The organism is Candidatus Omnitrophota bacterium, from assembly GCA_028715965.1.
In the GTDB taxonomy this organism is placed as follows: domain Bacteria; phylum Omnitrophota; class Gorgyraeia; order Tantalellales; family Tantalellaceae; genus JAQUQS01.
This window is the reverse complement of sequence record JAQUQS010000002.1, coordinates 166,587-186,873: the sequence shown is the minus strand read 5'-3', so window position 1 is coordinate 186,873 and position 20,287 is coordinate 166,587. Positions and strand designations below refer to the sequence as shown.

Sequence of the window (20,287 nt, the reverse complement as noted above, 5' to 3'; positions counted from 1 at the left end):
TGAAATGAGCAAAGATAAACCAAAAGTAGCTACCGCGTCCCTGGCAGGGTGTTTCGGATGCCATATGTCACTCCTGGATATTGATGACCGTATACTGAAGTTGATAGAGCTTGTCGATTTCGACAAATCACCGGTGGACGACATAAAGGAATTCACCGGAAGATGCGCTGTGGGGCTTATCGAGGGAGGGTGCTGCAACGAAGAGAACGTGAGGGTCCTCAAGGATTTTCGCAGGCATTGCGATGTCCTGGTATCGGTCGGGGATTGCGCGATAAACGGCGGTATCCCGGCGCTACGGAACGGGATACCCCTGAAAGAATGTATGGACGAGGCGTATCTTAACGGGCCTACGGTACATAATCCGTCGGGACAGGTCCCCAATGACAGGGAAATACCACTTGTGCTTGATAAGGTCTATCCGTGCCATGAGGTGGTCAAGATAGATTATCACCTGCCGGGGTGTCCGCCTTCCGCTGATACTCTATGGGCCGCGCTTGTGGCCCTTCTGGAAGGAAAACCGCTGGAACTGCCTTACGAGCTTATAAAATACGATTAACAGTCGAGGAGAGAGAACCGTGAAAACAAAAGACAGTAAAAGAGTGATAATAGAACCGGTGACCCGGGTAGAGGGGCACGGAAAAGTATCCATCTTACTGGATGAAGAGAACAGGGTGAAACAGGCCCGTCTTCATATAGTGGAATTCAGGGGCTTCGAGCGGTTCATACAGGGACGGCCTTTCTGGGAAGTGCCCGTGCTCGTGCAGAGGCTGTGCGGTATCTGTCCCGTAAGCCATCATCTCGCGGCGGCAAAGGCGATGGACAGGATAGTGGGAGCGGATAAACTCACGCCTACGGCGGAAAAAATAAGGCGCCTCATGCATTACGGCCAGACGTTCCAGTCCCATGCCCTGCATTTTTTCCATCTGGTTTCCCCTGACCTATTGTTCGGGTTCGACGCGGACCCGGCGATACGTAACGTTATAGGCGTGGCCAGGAAATACCCAGATCTCGCGGTCCAGGGTGTCATGATGAGGAAATACGGCCAGGAGATAATAAAAGCTACGTCCGGGAAGAAGATACACGGTACCGGCGCCATTCCCGGCGGGGTGAATAAGAACCTTACGATAGAGGAACGTGACGGGTTCCTGAAAGACATTGACCAGATGGTAGAATGGTCTCGTTCCGCGCTTAAGATCGCAAAGGATTATACCACAGAGCATCTTGACGAGCTCAAGGACTTCGGCTCGTTCGAGTCCAATCACGTCGGGCTTGTTCGGGATGACGGGGCGATGGACCTTTATGATGGCAAGCTCAGGGCCGTGGACGCTGCCGGGAAGAAGATATTCGACCATATGGACCCGCAGGATTACTTGGAGTACATAGCCGAGGACGTAAAGACGTGGTCCTACATGAAATTCCCGTTCATAAAGTCCATAGGTCCGGAAAAAGGCTGGTACAGGGTCGGTCCGCTGGCGAGGGTCAATGTGTGTGACTTCATTGATACCCCGGAGGCGGAGAAAGAACGTAAGGAATTCATGGCGCTCACTGGTGGAAGGCCGAATAACATAACGATGGCTTATCACTGGGCGCGGATGATAGAGACACTTCACTCCATCGAGAAAATAAAGGAGCTTTTGCACGACCCGGACCTGCAGGGCAATGACCTCGTGGTCAAGGGGGAAAGACGGGAGGAAGCGGTATCCATATTAGAGGCGCCCAGGGGGTCCTTGTTCCACCACTACAAGGTGAACAAGGATGACCAGGTCGTTATGGCGAACCTTATCGTCTCGACCACCAATAATAACGAGCCGATGAACCGCGCGGTACAGAAGGTCGCGGAGGACTACCTGAGCGGGAAAGAGATAACGGAAGGCTTGCTTAACCGCATAGAAGTGGCCATAAGGGCTTATGACCCGTGTTTGTCGTGCGCTACGCACGCCATGGGAAGGATGCCGCTTGCGGTGAGCCTGTTCGACCATAACGGGGCGCTTATTGACAGGAAAAGCAAGGGATGATGGACGGCGTGAAGAAGATATTGATCATAGGGTACGGTAACCCGGGCAGGCTGGATGATGGCATCGGACCGTACTTCGCCGGCCTGGTGGAGGAAAGGGCTCTCCCGGGTGTGACAGTGGACGCCGATTACCAGCTTACCGTGGAAGATGCCGCGAACGTAGCGGAACATGATGTAGTGATATTCGCGGACGCGTCCCTGGAAGGTAAAGAACCGTTCTTTTTTGAAGAGGTAAGACCCGGTGATCCTAACTCGTTCACGACGCACAGCGTGGAACCACCGGCGGTAATGGCGCTCGCGCATGATCTTTTCGACGCCGAGACAGAGGGATATGTGCTCGGGATAAGGGGGTACGAGTTCGACGAGTTCGGAGAAAAATTATCCTCCCGGGCCAGAAAAAATGTCGAGAAAGCGCTGGACTTCATACTGGATTTCGTTGGGAAGAACACGGTTTCCCCAAAAAAATAGGGTGGTTTTTAAGGAGGAGAACATGGCCGACGGGAAGAAGATACTTGTAATAGATGACGACCAGGACCTGCGACAGGCTTTGAGGGCATTCCTGGAAGCTAATGGTTATGTGATATGTGAAGCCGACAGCGCCGAGAACGGCATAAGGGTATATAAGGCGGAACGACCGGACGCCATAGTAGTGGACCTCATGATGGAGGAAGTGGATTCGGGCGTGAATTTTGTCAAAGAGTTGAGGTTGCAAGGCAATACGGCTCCGGTATTCCTGCTCTCCGGGGCCGGGGACAGCGTTTCGACCGGTACGGATTACAGCCAGCTGGGGTTCAGCGGTGTGTTCCAGAAACCGCTCAACCATAACAGGCTGTTGAACGTTCTCGAAACGAAACTTAAGTAAAAGGCGCGGCAGTGGAAATAAGATGAATGGAAAGCCGCGAAAAATACTTGTAATAGATAACGACGCGGGGAAAAAGCGGAGATGTCTTCCTCGATCTAGAAAAAAGGATATATATTGATAGGGGCCGAGAACGTTGTGGGAGGCCTGGAAAAGCGTGGAACGTTCGTGCCGGATGTAGAGATAACGGGCCTAATGATGGAAGAGGTCGATCCCGGCATGCTTTTCATGAAAGAAACGAAAATAAGGGGTATTAACATTCCTGTCTTTCTTCTCCCTTCCGGGGGATGAGGAAGCGAAAGTATGTTGTACTGGTCATACGCAAGCTGGCATAAGCGGCGCTTTAACAGGCCCGTTGGCATTAATACGGTACTTGGCGTGATCGGGGATAAATTGCGGCAAGCTTGAACCCATATAGTTCCTTTCTTTCGACGCAAAAAACATAAAACATCAAGATCACGGATCATGCGTGTGTGGCGTATACGCTTCTGTCCTTTAGCGGGACATGGTCCGGAGGTCGATAGGGGTAAAAATGAGAAAATATAGCCTGCAGTCCAGGCTTATGGGCTCTTTTCTGGTGGTGGTACTGGCCATGGGGGTCGTGATAACCCTTCTCGGGGTATATGTCATCAGGAAGGATATCATAGAGCGCGCCCAGAAAGAGGTCAAGAACGGGCTTGAATCGGCACGTACGGTCTACAACAGCCGGATAACAAGGACGTTGCGTATGCTGTCGCTTGCCGGGGATGTTCCCAGCCTTGACGTGCTGAGGAAAGGATCAGGGCTCGACTATGTCAGGGTGGCGTATACTCCGCAAGATTCCCCGAGCGATATAGTGGAAGCGGCTTTTTCGGGTAAAAAGGCCGGGGGGAGCAGGTTGATGGACCTTGGCGAACTCGCGAAGATAGACGATGGGGCGCTTGAGCGGACGCAGATAGAGATAAGGTCTACGCCCAGGGCCAGGCCGACAGAACGGAAGATCCTGGAAAATGTCATGGTGATAGAAAGCGCAGTGCCGCTGTTCTCCGCGGACGGAAAAGTGGAACGCGTGGTCTACGGAGGGCGCATAATTAACCGCGATACCGAGCTGGTGGACCAGATAAGGGACCTTGTTTTCGGTGAAAAACTTTACAGGTCCAAGCCCATGAGCACCGTTACGGTCTTCCAGCGGGACGTGAGGATATCCACGAACGTGCTGGACCCTGACGGCGAGAGGGCGGTGGGAACGCGTGTGTCGGAGAAGGTGTACGACGCCGTGATAGGGCAGGGCCAGACATGGGTCGACCGTGCCTTTGTAGTGGCGGACTGGTATCTCACGGCGTATGAACCGATAAAGGATATAAAGGGGACCACGATCGGGATGCTGTACGTAGGGCTCCTGGAAGCGCCGTATCTTGATATCGAAAGAGAGATACTCCTGGCGCTTTTTATTATAACGCTAGTGGTCACCGGAGCCGCGGTCGGGCTGTCCTGTTTTCTCGCCTCCTCGATATCCAGGCCGCTTAACGCTATCCTGCTGGCTACGTCCAAGATATCCGCTGGCGAGTTCGACTACAGGGTGGACGAGGAAGCAACGAGGATCACGGAACTTAATAAGCTGGCCATGGAATTCAACATGATGGCGTATATGCTGGACGAGCGCGGCAAGAACCTCAGGATATCCAATGAGCAGCTTATGGTCATGAACAAGAGATACCTGGACCTTGTCGGGTTCGTTTCGCATGAGCTCAAGGGGATATTGTCGTCCATTGTGCTCAACTCTTACAACCTGCAGAACGAGATACTGGGGCCGCTCAACGACCCCCAGAAAAAAGCGCTTAAATCGATGTCGAAGAACCTGGATTACCTGGCGGAGACCGTGCGGAATTTCCTCAACCTCAGCAGGATAGAAAAGGGCGAGATGACCGTAAGGAAGACGCAGGTACTTTTCGGCAGGGACATACTTGAGACCTCCATTGAGTCGTTCAGCCAGGTGGCGGGGGAAAAGGAAATGAGTATCCTCGTGTCGATGGCATCCGACATAGAGCTTGCCGCGGACCCGTCGCTTATGCTGATAGTGATGAACAACCTGATGTCCAACGCCGTAAAATACGGCACCAGGGGCGGCCAGATAAAGGTCAATGTCACAAAGCGGGAAGGCGAGGTAGAGGTCGAGGTGTATAACGATGGCAGGCCCATACCCTCGGTAGATCTTGACAAGCTCTTCAAGAAGTTCTCCCGGCTCACATACGCCGGGATGGAAAAGGTCAAAGGTACGGGTATAGGGCTTTTCATCACCAAAGAGATATTGCAGGCGCACGACGGTGTGATATGGCCCGAACCGCGCGAGAAAGGTAATTCGTTCATTTTCAAGATAAGGACCGCATAAACGCAAGGAGAACAGGGGACGATGGAAAACGAGCTCAAAAAAAAGATATTGATCATAGACGATGACGTGGATTTCGTGGAAGCGACGAAAATGTTGCTCGAGTCTAACGGGTATGAGGTGCTTACGGCGTTCACCGGACAGGAAGGGTTCGCGAAAACGAAAAGCGAAGCGCCGGACCTGGTGCTCATGGATATGATGATGAGCTACAAGACCGAAGGCATGGTGACATCTACGGCCCTGTCCCAGGACGCTTCGACCAAGGACATCCCGATAATACTGATCTCGGGAGCGCAGAGGGGTACGGACCTGCCGGAGGACATGTGCCAGCATAATTCATCCCGCCCCGTGAAGGCTTTTGTCGAAAAACCGGTAAAACCCGAGGCTTTCCTCAAACTTGTGTCCAAGGTGTTCGAGGAGTCGGGTGGCGAGGACCGGATGCAGGAGATACACCAGGTGGAGGAGATCATCAAGGAATGGAAGGGCAAGGAAGGCAATCTTATAATGATACTCCACGCCATAGAGGACCATTACGGATATATACCGAGGAACATATCGTTCACCCTGTCGAGGATACTGGGTACGCCTATGGCCAGGATATACGAAGTGATAACGTTCTACAACTACTTCAAACTGGACCCTCCGGGGAAGCATACCATCTCGGTATGTATGGGGACGGCATGTTACCTGAAGGGGGCTCCACAGCTTTTGAGGGAACTCAAGAGGCAGCTTAAGGTGGAAGAAGGACAGACCACGGCCGACGGACTTTTCCACCTGCAGGTAGTACGCTGCCTGGGATGCTGTGGACTGGCCCCGGTCATTACGGTGGACGAGAAAGTGTATGGGAAGATAAAGGCATCGAACATTAAAGGGATACTTGATAAGTACGTAAAAGAAGGAGCTGAGGTGAAATGACGCGGTTGACAAGAGAGTCCCTAAAGGGTAAAAAGGAAGAGCTGGCCCGGGGAAGAACGTCCGGGAACTGGATAAAGGTAGGCATGAGCACATGTGGCATTGCCGCCGGCGCCGACGAGGTTTTCCTCGCGCTATCCGATGAGGTAAAGAACAAGGGTCTTGGAGTAAAGATACTCAGGACGGGATGCGCGGGTATGTGCTATGCCGAGCCTCTTGTCGAGGTGTGTTGTGATAGCCTGCCGCGTGTCATATACGGCGGCGTGGACGCTAGAACAGCGGTGGAGATACTCGACAGGCATATCGAAAAAAAAGAGATAATAGATGACCATGTTTATAAGATCATAAAATAACGCTACGAGTGGGAGAATGAAGAACATGAAAACGGTTTTTATATGTGATACGGACGGAAAAGGACGCCATGACGAGATCTACGGTCTTATGGTAAAGGAGATAGAGCGCGTGGGCCTGGCCGAAAAAGCGCGTGTAGTGCGGGCGGTCGAGCTTGATGTGTACGGCAAGGGGATCGCCGTTCATGTAGCCGGTACAGGGGTGACATATACCGGAGTGGAGGCCAAAGACGTGCCGAGTATGGTCAAGAATGCCATCGCGGATGGTAAGGTCATCAAGGACATGCCCGTGGCTGCCGGTACCAGGCAGGTGAAGATCGTGCTAAGGAATTGCGGGGTCGTCGACCCGGAGAACATAGATGATTACATCGCCAGTGACGGGTACCAGGCCCTTTCGACCAAGATCATCGGACGGAAACCCGAGGACCTTATCGATGAACTAAAAAGGAGCGGTCTTCGCGGACGTGGCGGCGGAGGTTTCCCCACGTGGCTGAAATGGAATTTCGCGCGTAACGCCAAAGGCGAACAAAAGTTCATAATATGCAACGGGGACGAAGGTGACCCCGGCGCTTACATGGACAGGAGCGTGCTTGAGGGAGACCCGCATTCGGTGATAGAGGGCATGATAATAGCCGGTTATATGATCGGAGCCACGAAAGGATATTGTTATATCCGGGCGGAATACCCACTGGCGATAAAGAGGGTGCAGAAGGCCATAGACCAGGCATATGAGTACGGGCTTCTCGGGAAGGACATATTGGGTACCGGGTTCGTGTTCGATCTTGAGATAAGACTTGGCGCGGGCGCGTTCGTGTGCGGGGAGGAGACGGCCCTGATCGCTTCTATCGAAGGAAAGAGGGGGTGCCCAACGCCGCGGCCGCCGTATCCGTCCATAAAAGGGTTGTGGGGATGCCCGACCGTAATAAACAATGTCGAGACCCTGGCGAACGTACCCTATATATATCTTTACGGGGGGGACAATTTCGCCTCGGTGGGAAGCGCCACGTCCAAGGGGACCAAGGTATTCGCGCTTACCGGCAAGGTCAGGAATTCCGGGCTTATCGAAGTGCCTATGGGTACGACGATCAGGGACATCGTGTATGAAGTGGGCGGCGGGGTGCTGGACGATAAGAAGATAAAAGCCGTACAGACGGGAGGGCCTTCGGGCGGGGTTATTCCCGAAGAGTACATAGACACGCCGGTGGACTACGAGAACCTGCAGAAACTGGGGTCCATAATGGGTTCCGGCGGGATGATAGTCATGGACGAGGATGATTGCATGGTGGATATCGCTAAATTCTACCTTCGTTTCTGTGTTGATGAATCATGCGGTAAGTGCGCGCCGTGCCGTATCGGCGGATACCAGATGCTGCAATACCTGAAGAAGATATCGCGTGGCGAAGCGACGGAAGAGGATATCAAGAAGCTTGAGATGATAGCGGGGGCGGTAATGAAGGCTTCTCTCTGCGGGCTGGGCCAGACGGCGCCGAACCCGGTAATATCCACGCTTAAGTATTTCAGGAAGGAATATGATGAACATGTCAGGGAGCACAAATGCGCGGCCGGTAAATGCGCGGCGCTTCTTAAGTACTCCATATCGCAGGCGAAATGCAAAAAATGCGGGCTGTGCGCCAAGGTCTGTCCGGCGGACGCCATAACAAAGAACGAGAGAGGGGAATGGTTGATATCTGCCGAAAAATGCGTAAAATGCGGTAAATGTCATGAAACTTGTAAATTTGACGCAATAATACAGGGGTGATAAATGAGGACTGCGAAGATCAACAACATATCGGTTACCGTGGAAGAAGGTACCACCATACTTGACGCCGCGAAAAAAGTTAACATTAAGATACCTACTCTCTGCAAGCATCCGGACCTGGACGCTACCGCTTCATGCGGTATATGCGTGGTTAAGGTCAAAGGAACGAACAAGATGCTGAGGGCGTGCTGCACGCCTATCGAGGAAGGCATGGAGATCGTGACCCATGACAGGGAACTGCAGGACATCCGACGCACGGTCATAGAGCTCATCCTGTCAAACCATCCTAACGATTGCCTGCAGTGTGGTCGGAACAACAATTGTGAGCTGCAGGACCTGGCCGCCGATTTCGGCATAAGGGAGTTCCCGTTCAAACAGGTGCTGAGGGAGCTTCCCGCGGACAGTTCTACCGGTACCATAAGGCTGGTGCCGGAAAAGTGCATTCTTTGCGGACGGTGTGTGCAGGTGTGCCAGGGGATACAGGATGTGTGGGCATTGTCCTTTCTCGAAAGAGGGATGAATACCAGGATATCATCCGCGGGAGACATACAGCTCGCGGACAGTCCCTGTATCAAGTGCGGACAATGTTCGGCGCATTGCCCGACAGGCGCTATTTTCGAGTTCGACCAGACGCGCCAGACATGGGAAGCGCTTTATGACGAAAATAAGTACTGTGTAGTACAGATAGCGCCGGCCGTCAGGGTAGCCATAGGAGAGGCGTTCGGGTTCCCGAAGGGGACCGACCTTACCGGAAAACTTTACGCGGCGCTCAGAAAGCTTGGATTTCGCGCGGTCTTCGACACTAATTTCGGGGCAGACCTTACAATAATGGAAGAAGCCAACGAGTTCGTGCAGCGCTTGGTGAATAAAAAGGGGCCCATGCCCCTTATAACCACATGCTGTCCATCGTGGGTGGATTTCATGGAAAGGTCTTATCCTGACATGATAGAGTATTTCTCTTCCGCCAAATCGCCGCATGAGATGGTGGGGGTATTGTCCAAGACATATTACGCCGACAAGAGCGGGCTCGATCCGGCGAAAATATGTATGATATCCATAATGCCGTGTACTTCCAAGAAATACGAGATCACGCGGAGTGAACATATGTTCGCTTCAGGGCACCAGGACATAGATATAGTGCTCACGACACGCGAGCTCGCGCGTATGATAAAACAGGCGGGGATAGATTTCAACTCGCTGGAGGAAGAAGAACCCGACCACATATTGGGCGATTATACGGGGGCCGGGCTTATTTTCGGGGCCACTGGTGGTGTCATGGAAGCGGCGCTCAGGACGGCATATTTCCTCGTAACGGGCAAGAACCTCGAGAAGGTCGACTTTAAGGATGTAAGGGGACTTAAGGGCGTGAAGGAAACGGAGATAGACATAGCCGGCAGCATTATACGTATCGCCGTGGCGCACGGCCTGGGTAATGTGGAATACGTGATAAAACGTATCGAGGACGCGGTAACTTCGGGCAGCGAGCTCCCGTATCATTTTGTGGAAGTGATGGCGTGTCCCGGCGGGTGTGTCGGCGGGGGCGGCCAGCCTTACGGGGCTACGGACGAACTCAGGAAAGAAAGGGCCGCCGGTCTTTATAAGGGCGATGTGGATAGCAAGATCAGGGTGTCCCATGAGAACCCGTACGTGAAACAGTTGTACGATGAGTTCCTGGGGAAACCCCTTGGGGAAAAGGCGCATAAGCTCTTGCATACGAGGTATACGCCAAGACCTCTTTACAGGAAGTGAGACAGAATAAATTACGTCTATAGAATAATAGCCTGCGGTGAGGGACACATGTCCTGATCCTAGGGAAGTGGACATGAGGCCATATGAAAAAGGCCCTGTTCCTTCCGCGCGGGCGGGATGAGGAGCAGGGTCTTTTTGTTTACGGGAGGGATAATGGATAAGAGGTTGGGATTCGTCGGGATAATAATCGAGGACAGGCTCACGGGCGCGGAAAAAGTGAACCATATACTCTCGGAATTCGGGGATATCATAATAGCCAGGACGGGAGTCCCGTATAAGGGTAAGGAATGCTGTGTCATCACACTTATAGTGGACGGGGATACTGATACGATAGGCGCGCTTACCGGGCGGCTCGGGTCGGTAGGAGGGGTCTCCGTGAAATCCGCTCTGGGAAAGAAGAACGGAGGGGCGAAATGATGTCCGGGGAAGAGCGTGGGATGCCCGCCCAGATGGAGTTGCCGGAAGGAACCCTATGGGGTGAACATACCGAAAGAGCGAGAAGGAATTTCGCGGTAAGCGGTATGGCGGTGAACCCGGGGCTTATAAAAGCGATGGCGCTCGTGAAAAAGGCCTGCTGCATGACCAATCGGGAGCTTGGATATATCGGTGGGGATAAAGCCACGGCCATCTTGGCCGCTTGTGAAGCCATAGCCGCGGGGGAGCACGCCGAGGCCTTTCCGTTGGACGCCATGCAGGGCGGCGCAGGCACATCCACCAACATGAACCTGAACGAGGTGATATCACGCCTGGCTTCGGTCTCGTGCGATCCGGGCGTGACGATAGACCCGATAGAGGACGTGAATATGCACCAGTCCACCAACGACGTTTATCCCACGGCCCTCAGGGTGGCCGCGATAACGGGCGTGAGGCGGCTAAGTGCGGCGATACAGTTACTCCAGGGCGCTTTGCAGCGAAAAGAAAAAGAACTGGCCGAAGTGGTAAAGACCGGAAGGACCGAGATGCAGGAAGCGGTCCCTATAACTTTAGGAGCGGAGTTCGCCTCGTTCGGCGAGGCGATAGGACGTGACAGGTGGCGCGCGTTCAAGTGCGAGGAAAGGCTCAGGGTGGTCAACCTGGGAGGGACCGCGGTAGGCACCGGACTGGGCGCCCCGAGGGAATATATATTTCTCGTAATAGAAAGGCTCAGGGAAGCCACCGGCATGGGTCTTTCCAGAGGGGAGAACCTCATGGCCCAGACGGCTAACGCCGATGAGTTCGTCGAGGTCTCCGCTATTTTGAAAGCACACGCGTGCAATATCATAAAACTATCGGAAGACTTGCGGAAGATGAACCTTTTGAAGGAGATATCCCTGCCGGCGTTACAAAAAGGATCGTCCATAATGCCCGGGAAGGTCAACCCGGTCATGACGGAATGCGCCATACAGGTATCGGTGGCCGTGATAGCCAATGACCTTATGATAAGCGAAGCGGCGTCGAGGGGGAGTTTCGAGATAAACGAGTTCCTTCCGCTCGTCTCACACGCGCTTCTGGGGTCACTGGATATGCTGGCGGAACTCAACGCCCGGATGGCTTCTTATGTGGAGGGGATAACGGCCGATAAGGGAATATGCCGCGCTTATATGGACGCCAATCCGGGGATCATAACCGCTTTCGTGCCATATATAGGATATAACCGCGCGGAAGGGCTTGTGGAGGAATATAAAGTATCGGGGAAGGCATGTATCCGCGTGTTCCTCGAGGAAAAGCTGGGGAAAAAGACAGTCGACGAAGTGTTGTCGCCTTATAACATTCTATCGCTGGGGTACACGAAAAATGAGAAAAACGCCTAAAGCCCTAAGACTACAGATAGGTATATTCGGAAGGACCAATGTGGGGAAGTCCAGTTTCCTCAACATGGTGGCCGGACAGGACGTGGCTATAACCTCCCCTGTGGCGGGGACCACTACCGACATAGTGGAGAAAAGCATGGAGCTTTTGCCGATAGGACCGGTAGTGCTCCTGGACACGGCAGGTATGGATGATACCTCGGAACTATCAGGACAGAGAACGAACCGTGCCAGGAAGATATTTTCCAGGGCGGATGTCATATGTATCGTCGTGGAGCCGGGGATATGGAACGAGTATGAGGATAATATCATAAGCGAAGCCGCCGCGAACGGAGTGCCCGTGATCGCCGTGGTGAACAAGATAGACGCTATGGAGGTAACAGGACCTTTTCTTGAGGCCGTGCGCCGTAAGACCCGGCACGTTGTGCTTGTTTCCAGTACGGACCAGTCCGGCAGGGATAGATACGTCGATGCCCTGAAGAAAAGCCTTATCGACGTATGCCCCGAAGGTATACTTTCTTCGGCGCCGCTTATATCCGATCTTGTCCCGTCGGGAGGGCTGGCCGTGCTGGTGGTGCCTATAGATCTTGAGGCCCCCAAGGGGAGGCTTATATTACCGCAAGTGCAGACCATAAGGGACGCGCTTGATAACGATTCGATGGTCCTTGTGGTAAAGGAAAGGGAATACCGGATGGTGTACGAAACGCTCAAAAGGGAACCGGACCTCGTGGTATGCGACTCACAGGTCGTGCTCAAAGTTGTAGCGGATACGCCCCGGAACGTGAAATGCACGACCTTTTCGATACTAATGGCCAGACACAGGTCGGACCTTAACGAAATGGTGAGAGGGGCGGCCGAGATAGCGAAACTCCGTCCGGGTGACCGTGTGCTTATAGCCGAAGCGTGCAGCCACCACGCGCTTGAGGACGATATAGGACGCGTAAAGATACCACGATGGCTCCGCCAGCATACGGGAGGGGATATAAAGGTGGATGTGTGTTCCGGCAGGGACTATCCGGATGACCTCAGCTCATACCGGCTGGTCGTCCATTGCGGAGGATGTATGCTTACCCGCAGGGAAATGCTGCATCGCGTGCGGATGGCAAAAGAGGCCGGGGTGTCCGTCACGAATTATGGTGTATGTATAGCTTGTACGCAAGGCGTGCTCGGCCGTGTGCTGGAGGCGTTCCCGGCGGCGCTTGATATTTATAACAGGAACGGACATGACGCGAAAGGTGTTCTTAACGAACAGGAGACGAGATGAAAAGCACCGCAGGAATGAATATCAGGGAATGGATGGACAGCAGGGTGGTCCCGGCCGAGAAAATGAGATATATGACGGGTGGCAGGGATTTCATAGATGACGCGGAAATAGCCGAAAAGCTGGAACGGAACAGGTCCAACGATCCCGGCAGGATAAAGGGAATACTTGATAAGTCACTTTCGATAGAGACCTTGTCCCCGGACGATACGGCTGTACTCCTTAATGTTACGGACGATGGGCTGCTCGAGGAAATGAGGGAGACCGCGGCCAAGGTCAAGCGCAAGGTATATGACAACCGTATAGTGACGTTCGCGCCCCTGTACATGGGTAATTACTGCGTGAATAACTGTTCTTACTGCGGGTTCGGTACCCGTAACGCCAGAATGGAAAGAAAGATCCTGTCCCCGGCTGAGATCCGTGGGGAAGTAGGGACGTTAGCGGGCGCGATAGGGCATAAGAGGCTTATAGTGGTGTACGGGGAACATCCGCTTACCGGGGCCGAATATATCCATGATTCGGTAAAAGAGATATATTCGGTCAAGGTACCAGCGCGAAAAGGATACGGGCAGATACGCCGATGTAACGTCAACGCGGCGCCCATGCCGGTCGATGAGTTGAAGCTCTTGAAAGAAGCCGGGATAGGGACATACCAGGTCTTCCAGGAAACCTATCACCATGACACATATTCCAGGGTACATCCGCGCGGCACTATAAAAGCGGATTACGCGTGGCGGCTTTATGCGGCCCACAGGGCTATGGAAGCGGGACTGGATGATGTGGGTCTGGGCGCGCTTTTCGGGCTTTACGACTGGAAGTTCGAGGTGATGGGGCTTCTTTACCACTCCAGGGAGCTTGAAAACACTTTTGGCGTCGGTCCGCATACCATATCTTTTCCCAGGATAGAGGAAGCCGACGCTTCGCCAATAACGCGTAAGGTGCCTTATGCCGTGAGTGATGATGATTTCATGCGTTTGGTGACGGTCCTGCGCCTGTCCGTGCCGCATACCGGCATGATACTTACCGCCAGGGAGAACGCCGGTATCAGGAGGAAAATAATACCCCTGGGTTGTACCCAGACGGACGCTTCGACCAGGATAGGGGTCGGAGGATATGGAGCGAAGGAGGAAGGCCAGGATATGTCCGACCAGCAGTTCACGCTCGGGGACACAAGAAGCCTCGATGAAGTGGTACGTGAGCTTGCCGATATGGGATACATCACGTCATTCTGTACCGCCGGGTACAGATGTGGTCGTACCGGAGGATGTATAATGGAACTTTTGAAGTCAGGGCAGGAAGGCCGGTTCTGTAAGCTTAACGCCGTGCTGACGTTCCGGGAATGGCTGGATGATTTCGCCTCGGAAGGGACAAGGGCCGCTGGAGAGAAGATCATACGTAAAGAACTGGATGAGATCGCCTCCCGGATGCCGGAAACGGTCCCTATCCTGACAGAATACTATAAAAGGGTGGAGAACGGTGAAAGAGATATATATTTCTGATGAAGTTAGGGCGCCCGGCGACGCGTACGCGTTCGAGGATATCCTTGCCGTATTACTGTCCGAGGACGAGGAAGCCTTGCGGGTCATATATGACCAGGCGGACCGGATGCGGTCGCGCCATGTTGGGGAAGGCGTGCACTTAAGGGGTCTTGTGGAGTTCTCCAACAATTGTTCCGCGGTATGTTCCTTCTGCGGGATCAACGCCCTTAACCGTGGCGCACGACGTTACAGGATGACGCCGGACGAGATATATGGTTCCGCCGCGTTCGCGACCGGCCTTGGATACAGAACGATAGTATTGCAGTCCGGAGAGGACGCGTTATACGGCACGGACGATATATGCCGTATCGTGGAAAGGTTGAGAACACGGTATGGCGTGGCCGTAACGCTTTCCCTGGGCGAAAGAACGGGTCCCGAGTACGAGAGGCTGAGGGGCGCGGGGGCGGACAGGTACCTGATGCGTTTCGAGACGTCCGACAGTGCGCTTTACAGTAAGCTGAAGCCTGGAAGTTCGCTGGAAAAGAGGCTGGAACATATAAGACGGATCAGGGACGCGGGTTTCCAGACAGGTTCGGGTATAATGGTGGGTATCCCGGGGCAGAGCGTGGAGAGCATCGCGCGTGACATAATGCTTTTCCGCCAGCTTGATCTTGACATGGTGGGGAGCGGGCCGTTCGTACCGCATCCCGACACCGGAATGGGGCAGGGGCCCGCCGGGTCCTTGTCTCTTGTCATGAAGGTCACGGCGCTTACCAGGATAGTGCTTCCCGGCGCGCATATACCGGCGACTACCGCTACGGGTTCTATCGACCCGTGCGGGCAGGAAATGGCGCTGCGCGTGGGGGCCAATGTGCTTATGCCGAACATGACGCCGCCGGGGTATAGGGAGAAATACGCCATATATCCCGGGAAGATGTGCGTAAAGGAAAGTCCGGCGGACAGTGACCGGACCGCACGCGCACTTATATCGAGGATCGGCCGTCATGTGGCGGAAGGGTATGGACATGGCAGGAGCTATTACCTGCGCGAAAAGGGGAAAAATGGATGAGCCCAGATTAAGGGTGAGGGTCCTGATGCGCGGAGCCGTGCAGGGTGTGGGGTTCAGGCCATTCGTGTACAGGCTTGCCTCGGACCTCGGCCTTGACGGATGGGTGAAGAATTCTGGCATAGGTCTGGTCGCGGAAGTTGAAGGAAGAAGGCCCGCTCTTGAGGAATTTCTTGTGCGGGTCGAGCGTGAAAGACCCAAGAGGGCGTATTTGGCGAGCATGGAACCTGTTTTCCTGGATGCGGCCGGATATTCGGGGTTCAGCATAGAAAAGAGCGACGACAAGACCGAAGGAACGTGTGTGATGCCGGACATCGCTACGTGTCCTGAATGCCGCCGGGAGATATGTGATCCGTCGGATAGGAGGTACGGCTATCCTTTTAATAATTGTACCCTGTGCGGTCCGCGATACAGCGTGATAGAGACCATGCCATATGACAGACCGGGCACTACAATGAAAAAATTCGAAATGTGCGATGATTGCAGAAAGGAATATGAGGATCCGGGTAACAGGAGGTTCCACGCGCAACCTATAGCGTGTCCCGTGTGCGGACCCTCGATAAGGCTGCTTGATAGAACGGGTACATGTGTGGCCACCAAGCATGAAGCGATGGAAAAGGCCGTTCTCCACATAAAGGATGGGAAGATCCTGGCGGTAAAGGGCCTGGGCGGGTTCCATCTCATGGTCGACGCAACTGATGACCACGCTGTAAGGAGGTTGAGGGAGTATAAAAAACGTGACATGAAGCCGTTCGCCCTTATGTACCCTGACATTACCGCCGTTAAACAGGATTGTAACGTCTCAGCCCTTGAGGAGCGGCTCCTGATGTCGCCGGAAGCGCCGATAGTTCTTCTTGAAAAGAGACCCAAAGCGGGCGTATCCGCGCATATCGCGCCAGGCAACCCGTATCTCGGGATAATGCTCCCGTATACTCCGCTTCACATCATTTTGACCGTGGCCCTGGGGGTGCCAATAGTAGCGACCAGCGGGAACATAAGCGAAGAGCCTATATGCGCGACAGAGGAAGAGGCCCTAAGGGACCTTGGCGGGATAGCGGACGCTTTTCTCACGCATGACAGGCCGATAGCCAGGCGGATAGATGATTCCATCGTACGTGTCGTAAGCGGCCAGGAACAGGTGCTCCGGCGCGCGCGAGGGTACGCGCCGCTACCGGTAGGCATTGAAAATAATGACAGGAAGATAATAGCCCTGGGGGCGCATCTCAAGAACACGATAGCCATCACCGGAGGCAGGGAAGTTTTTATAAGCCAGCACATTGGTGATCTAAGTAATGAAAAAGCCATTATGTCCTTTTCGGCATGCGTGAAGGATATGCGCGAACTTTACGGTGTGGAGCCCGAAGTGGTCGCGCGTGATATGCACAAAGCTTACGTGTCGTCTATGTACGATATCGGACGCGACCACGTTCCGGTGGAAGTCCAGCACCACCACGCGCATATACTTTCATGCATGGCGGATAACTCCATAGAAGGGCCCGTTACCGGGGTCGCGTGGGACGGTACGGGGTATGGACCCGACGGCACGATATGGGGAGGGGAATTCCTCCGTGTTGACGGGGCATCGTTCGAAAGGTCGGGACATTTCCGTTTATTCCCGCTTCCCGGAGGGGAAAAAGCCATCGTCGAACCGCGCAGGGCGGCTATAGGGGCGTTCTATGCCGTGTCCGGGGCCGCCGCGTTCGGGGATGAACGGCTCCGTGGCCTTTTGGGGTTCGCGGAAGCGGAATATTCGAACATACTTATCATGCTGGAGAGGAAGATAAATTCCCCGCTTACTTCGAGCGCGGGCCGGGTCTTTGACGCGGTAAGCGCCTTGACCGGTATCTGCCACAGGTCGGCGTTCGAGGGGCACGCGGCCATGAGCCTTGAGTTCGCAATGCGTGGTGACATGAGGCCGCCCTGTTATGGTATCGATATCAACAGGTCCGGGGAGGTGTATCATGTCGGGCTTTCTTTCCTTAAGGAAGTGCTCGATGACGTGCTTAATGGTAAGCCGGCTTCCTATATAGCGAAACGTTTTCACGATACGATGGTGGAGATCATAGTCTCAATGGCCGGGAAATGCGGTAATGAGAAAGTCGTTCTTAGCGGCGGGTGCTTCCAGAACAGGTATCTTACCGAAAGGACGGTCAACAGGTTGCGGGAGGAAGGGTTCAAGCCTTACTGGCACCAGCGAGTGCCACCGAATGACGGAGGTATATCGCTGGGTCAGTTGCTGGCCGCTTCCCGCGCGGATATTGGAAGAACGGACAAATAACATGGAAAGAAGGGTAACATGTGCTTAGCTGTGCCGGGCAGGATACGGGAAATAACCGGTTCCGATCCGTTCTCCAGGATGGGTATGGTGGACTTTGGCGGGGTATTACGGGAAGTCAACATGGCGTATGTGCCCGAGGCCTCAGAGGGTGATTACGTTATCGTACATGCCGGATTCGCCTTGAATACGGTGGACGCGGATGAGGCGGAAGGACTTATAAGGGATATAGGGGAGTTGCGCCCTGAAGGCGGGGATGATGAAATACGTTGATGAGTTCAGGGACCGGGTGTCCGTGGAGACCCTTGCCACGGCTATCCGCGGGATAACCACTCGTGAGTGGACGATAATGGAAGTGTGCGGCGGCCAGACACATTCGATAATGCGGTTCGGTATAGATGAACTCATCCCTCGTGGGATAACACTTGTGCATGGCCCGGGATGTCCGGTATGTGTAACGCCGGTCGAGGCGATAGACCGCGCTATACGTATGGCTTCGATGAAAGACGTGGTGTTATGTTCTTTCGGCGATATGCTCAGGGTGCCGGGTTCGTCAAAGGACCTTCTGGGCGTTAAGGCGGAAGGCGGTGATGTGAGGGTGGTCTATTCCCCGATGGACGCTCTCAAGATGGCCGTGGATGATCCGGGTAAGAAGGTCGTGTTCTTCGCGGTAGGGTTTGAAACGACCGCTCCGGGTAACGCCATGGCGGTCTATCAGGCGAAAAAGAACGGAGTGGATAATTTCTATATGCTGGTCTCGCATGTGCTGGTCCCGCCGGCGATGAGGTTGATACTCTCTGATAGCAATAACAGGGTACAGGGGTTCCTGGCCGCGGGGCATGTGTGTGCCGTAATGGGATATGATGAATACGAAGGGATCGCCAAGGACCATTGGGTCCCTATTGTGGTTACGGGGTTCGAACCCGTGGATATAATGAAGGGTATATACATGTGCGTGAAACAGCTTGAGGAAGGACGTTTTGATGTGGAGAACCAGTATTCGCGTGTAGTGAAAAGAGAGGGGAACCCGGAAGCAAAACGTATCATGAAAGAGGTTTTCGACCTATCCGACCGTAAATGGCGCGGGATAGGCAATATACCGTTAAGCGGTCTTGTGCTGAACGGAAGATACGAGGGATATGACGCTGAGAAAGTGTTCGGCCTGGACGCGGTCACTGCCGAGGAGGACCAGGGTTGCATGAGCGGTAAGGTGCTCAGGGGGATAATAAGGCCGGACGAGTGTGGGAAGTTCGGCGGGGCATGTACCCCGGAACATCCGCTAGGCGCGCCGATGGTGTCGTCGGAAGGGGCCTGCGCCGCGTATTATAACTACAAGGATCGGGAGAAAAATGAAGGATAATAGTATATCCGATGGATATAGGACCTGTCCCGTGCCCGTGAGTTCCTACAAAAAGGTGCTTTTAGGACACGGTTCCGGAGGGAAGCTCACGAACGACCTTATTTCCAGTGTGTTCATGCGGATATTCGATTCGCCGGAACTGGACACACGCCACGACGGGGCTGTTATGTCCCTGGGCGGGGAAAAAATAGCGATGACAACGGATTCGTACGTTGTAACCCCGCTTTTCTTCCCGGGAGGGGACATCGGGTCCCTTGCCGTGCACGGTACGGTGAATGATCTGGCCATGTGCGGCGCCAGGGCCAGGTTCATGACCGCGGGGTTCATTATCGAAGAAGGGCTTGATATGGAAGTGCTCGAGAAGGTGGCGGCTTCCATGAAACGGTCCTGTGACGAGGCGGGGGTCAGGATAGTCGCGGGGGATACAAAGGTGGTTGAAAAAGGTAAAGGCGACGGACTGTTCATAAATACTTCCGGTGTCGGGACGCTCATGTCGGACGAACCCTTACTGCCTTCCGGTATCAAGGAAGGCGATGCCATAGTGATCAGCGGTGATGTCGGCCGGCACGGGATCGCGATAATGTCCGCCAGGGAAGGTTTGGCCCTCAAGACGTCACTGGAAAGCGATTCGGCTCTTCTTTCCGGTATGGTCGAGGACCTGATCTCGGAAGGCGTGAATGTCCATTGCCTGAGGGATCTAACACGGGGAGGGCTCGCCAGCGCGCTTATAGAGTTGTCGTCCGTTTCCGGTACCGGTATGAGGATAGACGAGGCTTATATCCCGGTCAGCGAGGAAGTAAAAGGCGTATGTGAGATACTGGGGCTTGATCCGCTGCAGGTGGCCAACGAGGGCAGGTTCATATGTTTTGTCCCGGCAGGAGAAGCGGAAAAGACCATTAAGATACTTTCAAGGCATAATGCCGGCAGGAACGCGTGCCGGATAGGTCATGTCGATGGGAGGACAAGCGGTGTGTACATGAGGAACCTTGTCGGCACCATCCGAAAGATAGACATGCTCACGGGAGAGCAGCTGCCGCGTATCTGCTGACCGG

Annotated in this window: 19 protein-coding genes and 1 pseudogene; all 20 read left to right on the top strand. The window is 54.0% G+C overall.

From position 1 onward, the window contains the following. Positions 1-4 precede the first annotated feature (4 nt). The 20 genes and pseudogenes from PHH49_02080 to hypE all read left to right on the top strand — a co-directional run bounded on the left by PHH49_02080 (position 5) and on the right by hypE (position 20,283). Positions 5-556: an NADP oxidoreductase gene (locus PHH49_02080; GenBank protein ID MDD5487734.1), complete on the top strand. Its 552-nt coding sequence runs from the start codon at positions 5-7 to the stop codon at positions 554-556. Positions 557-575: 19 nt separating this feature from the next. Then, on the top strand, positions 576-2,015 hold the full coding sequence (locus tag PHH49_02075) for a Ni/Fe hydrogenase subunit alpha (GenBank protein MDD5487733.1): 1,440 nt from the start codon (positions 576-578) through the stop codon (positions 2,013-2,015). Next, positions 2,012-2,482, top strand: a complete 471-nt coding sequence (locus PHH49_02070; protein ID MDD5487732.1) for a hydrogenase maturation protease — start codon at positions 2,012-2,014, stop codon at positions 2,480-2,482. Before PHH49_02075 ends, PHH49_02070 begins: the two co-directional genes overlap by 4 nt. A gap of 22 nt (positions 2,483-2,504) precedes the next feature. Continuing rightward, the gene (locus PHH49_02065) at positions 2,505-2,876 is read left to right on the top strand and encodes a response regulator (GenBank protein MDD5487731.1); all 372 of its coding nucleotides are present in this window, start codon (positions 2,505-2,507) and stop codon (positions 2,874-2,876) included. Positions 2,877-2,990: 114 nt separating this feature from the next. Next, complete coding sequence (locus PHH49_02060; protein MDD5487730.1) at positions 2,991-3,164, top strand: hypothetical protein; 174 nt, start codon at positions 2,991-2,993, stop codon at positions 3,162-3,164. 241 nt (positions 3,165-3,405) lie between these two features. Further along, positions 3,406-5,241, top strand: coding sequence for a cache domain-containing protein (locus PHH49_02055; GenBank protein MDD5487729.1), 1,836 nt, complete (start codon positions 3,406-3,408; stop codon positions 5,239-5,241). A 21-nt stretch (positions 5,242-5,262) separates the two neighbouring features. After that, positions 5,263-5,625: pseudogene (locus PHH49_02050) on the top strand (response regulator). Positions 5,626-5,676: 51 nt separating this feature from the next. Beyond that, entirely contained in the window at positions 5,677-6,153 is a 477-nt protein-coding gene (locus PHH49_02045) for an NAD(P)H-dependent oxidoreductase subunit E (GenBank protein ID MDD5487728.1), read from the top strand. Next, complete coding sequence (locus tag PHH49_02040; GenBank protein MDD5487727.1) at positions 6,150-6,503, top strand: (2Fe-2S) ferredoxin domain-containing protein; 354 nt, start codon at positions 6,150-6,152, stop codon at positions 6,501-6,503. The genes PHH49_02045 and PHH49_02040 overlap by 4 nt, the downstream gene beginning before the upstream one ends. A gap of 25 nt (positions 6,504-6,528) precedes the next feature. Next, positions 6,529-8,259 (top strand): NADH-ubiquinone oxidoreductase-F iron-sulfur binding region domain-containing protein, encoded by a 1,731-nt coding sequence (locus tag PHH49_02035; protein ID MDD5487726.1) that lies wholly within the window; start codon positions 6,529-6,531, stop codon positions 8,257-8,259. Between the two features lie 3 nt (positions 8,260-8,262). Then, a complete protein-coding gene (locus tag PHH49_02030) occupies positions 8,263-10,008 on the top strand; it encodes an NADH-dependent [FeFe] hydrogenase, group A6 (protein MDD5487725.1) in 1,746 nt (581 codons plus the stop codon). 153 nt (positions 10,009-10,161) lie between these two features. Further along, positions 10,162-10,425: an iron-only hydrogenase system regulator gene (locus tag PHH49_02025; GenBank protein ID MDD5487724.1), complete on the top strand. Its 264-nt coding sequence runs from the start codon at positions 10,162-10,164 to the stop codon at positions 10,423-10,425. Then, complete coding sequence (locus tag PHH49_02020) at positions 10,422-11,798, top strand: lyase family protein (protein ID MDD5487723.1); 1,377 nt, start codon at positions 10,422-10,424, stop codon at positions 11,796-11,798. Before PHH49_02025 ends, PHH49_02020 begins: the two co-directional genes overlap by 4 nt. After that, a complete protein-coding gene (gene hydF, locus PHH49_02015; GenBank protein MDD5487722.1) occupies positions 11,782-13,059 on the top strand; it encodes a [FeFe] hydrogenase H-cluster maturation GTPase HydF in 1,278 nt (425 codons plus the stop codon). Before PHH49_02020 ends, hydF begins: the two co-directional genes overlap by 17 nt. Before the next feature lie 14 nt (positions 13,060-13,073). Continuing rightward, positions 13,074-14,555, top strand: a complete 1,482-nt coding sequence (gene hydG / locus PHH49_02010; protein ID MDD5487721.1) for a [FeFe] hydrogenase H-cluster radical SAM maturase HydG — start codon at positions 13,074-13,076, stop codon at positions 14,553-14,555. Beyond that, on the top strand, positions 14,533-15,603 hold the full coding sequence (hydE, locus tag PHH49_02005) for a [FeFe] hydrogenase H-cluster radical SAM maturase HydE (protein MDD5487720.1): 1,071 nt from the start codon (positions 14,533-14,535) through the stop codon (positions 15,601-15,603). Before hydG ends, hydE begins: the two co-directional genes overlap by 23 nt. Next, positions 15,554-17,878 (top strand): carbamoyltransferase HypF, encoded by a 2,325-nt coding sequence (gene hypF, locus PHH49_02000; protein ID MDD5487719.1) that lies wholly within the window; start codon positions 15,554-15,556, stop codon positions 17,876-17,878. The genes hydE and hypF overlap by 50 nt, the downstream gene beginning before the upstream one ends. An 18-nt stretch (positions 17,879-17,896) precedes the next feature. Then, positions 17,897-18,148 (top strand): HypC/HybG/HupF family hydrogenase formation chaperone, encoded by a 252-nt coding sequence (locus tag PHH49_01995; protein ID MDD5487718.1) that lies wholly within the window; start codon positions 17,897-17,899, stop codon positions 18,146-18,148. Beyond that, positions 18,135-19,235, top strand: coding sequence for a hydrogenase formation protein HypD (gene hypD / locus PHH49_01990; protein ID MDD5487717.1), 1,101 nt, complete (start codon positions 18,135-18,137; stop codon positions 19,233-19,235). The genes PHH49_01995 and hypD overlap by 14 nt, the downstream gene beginning before the upstream one ends. Further along, on the top strand, positions 19,225-20,283 hold the full coding sequence (hypE, locus tag PHH49_01985; GenBank protein ID MDD5487716.1) for a hydrogenase expression/formation protein HypE: 1,059 nt from the start codon (positions 19,225-19,227) through the stop codon (positions 20,281-20,283). Before hypD ends, hypE begins: the two co-directional genes overlap by 11 nt. Positions 20,284-20,287: the final 4 nt, after the last annotated feature.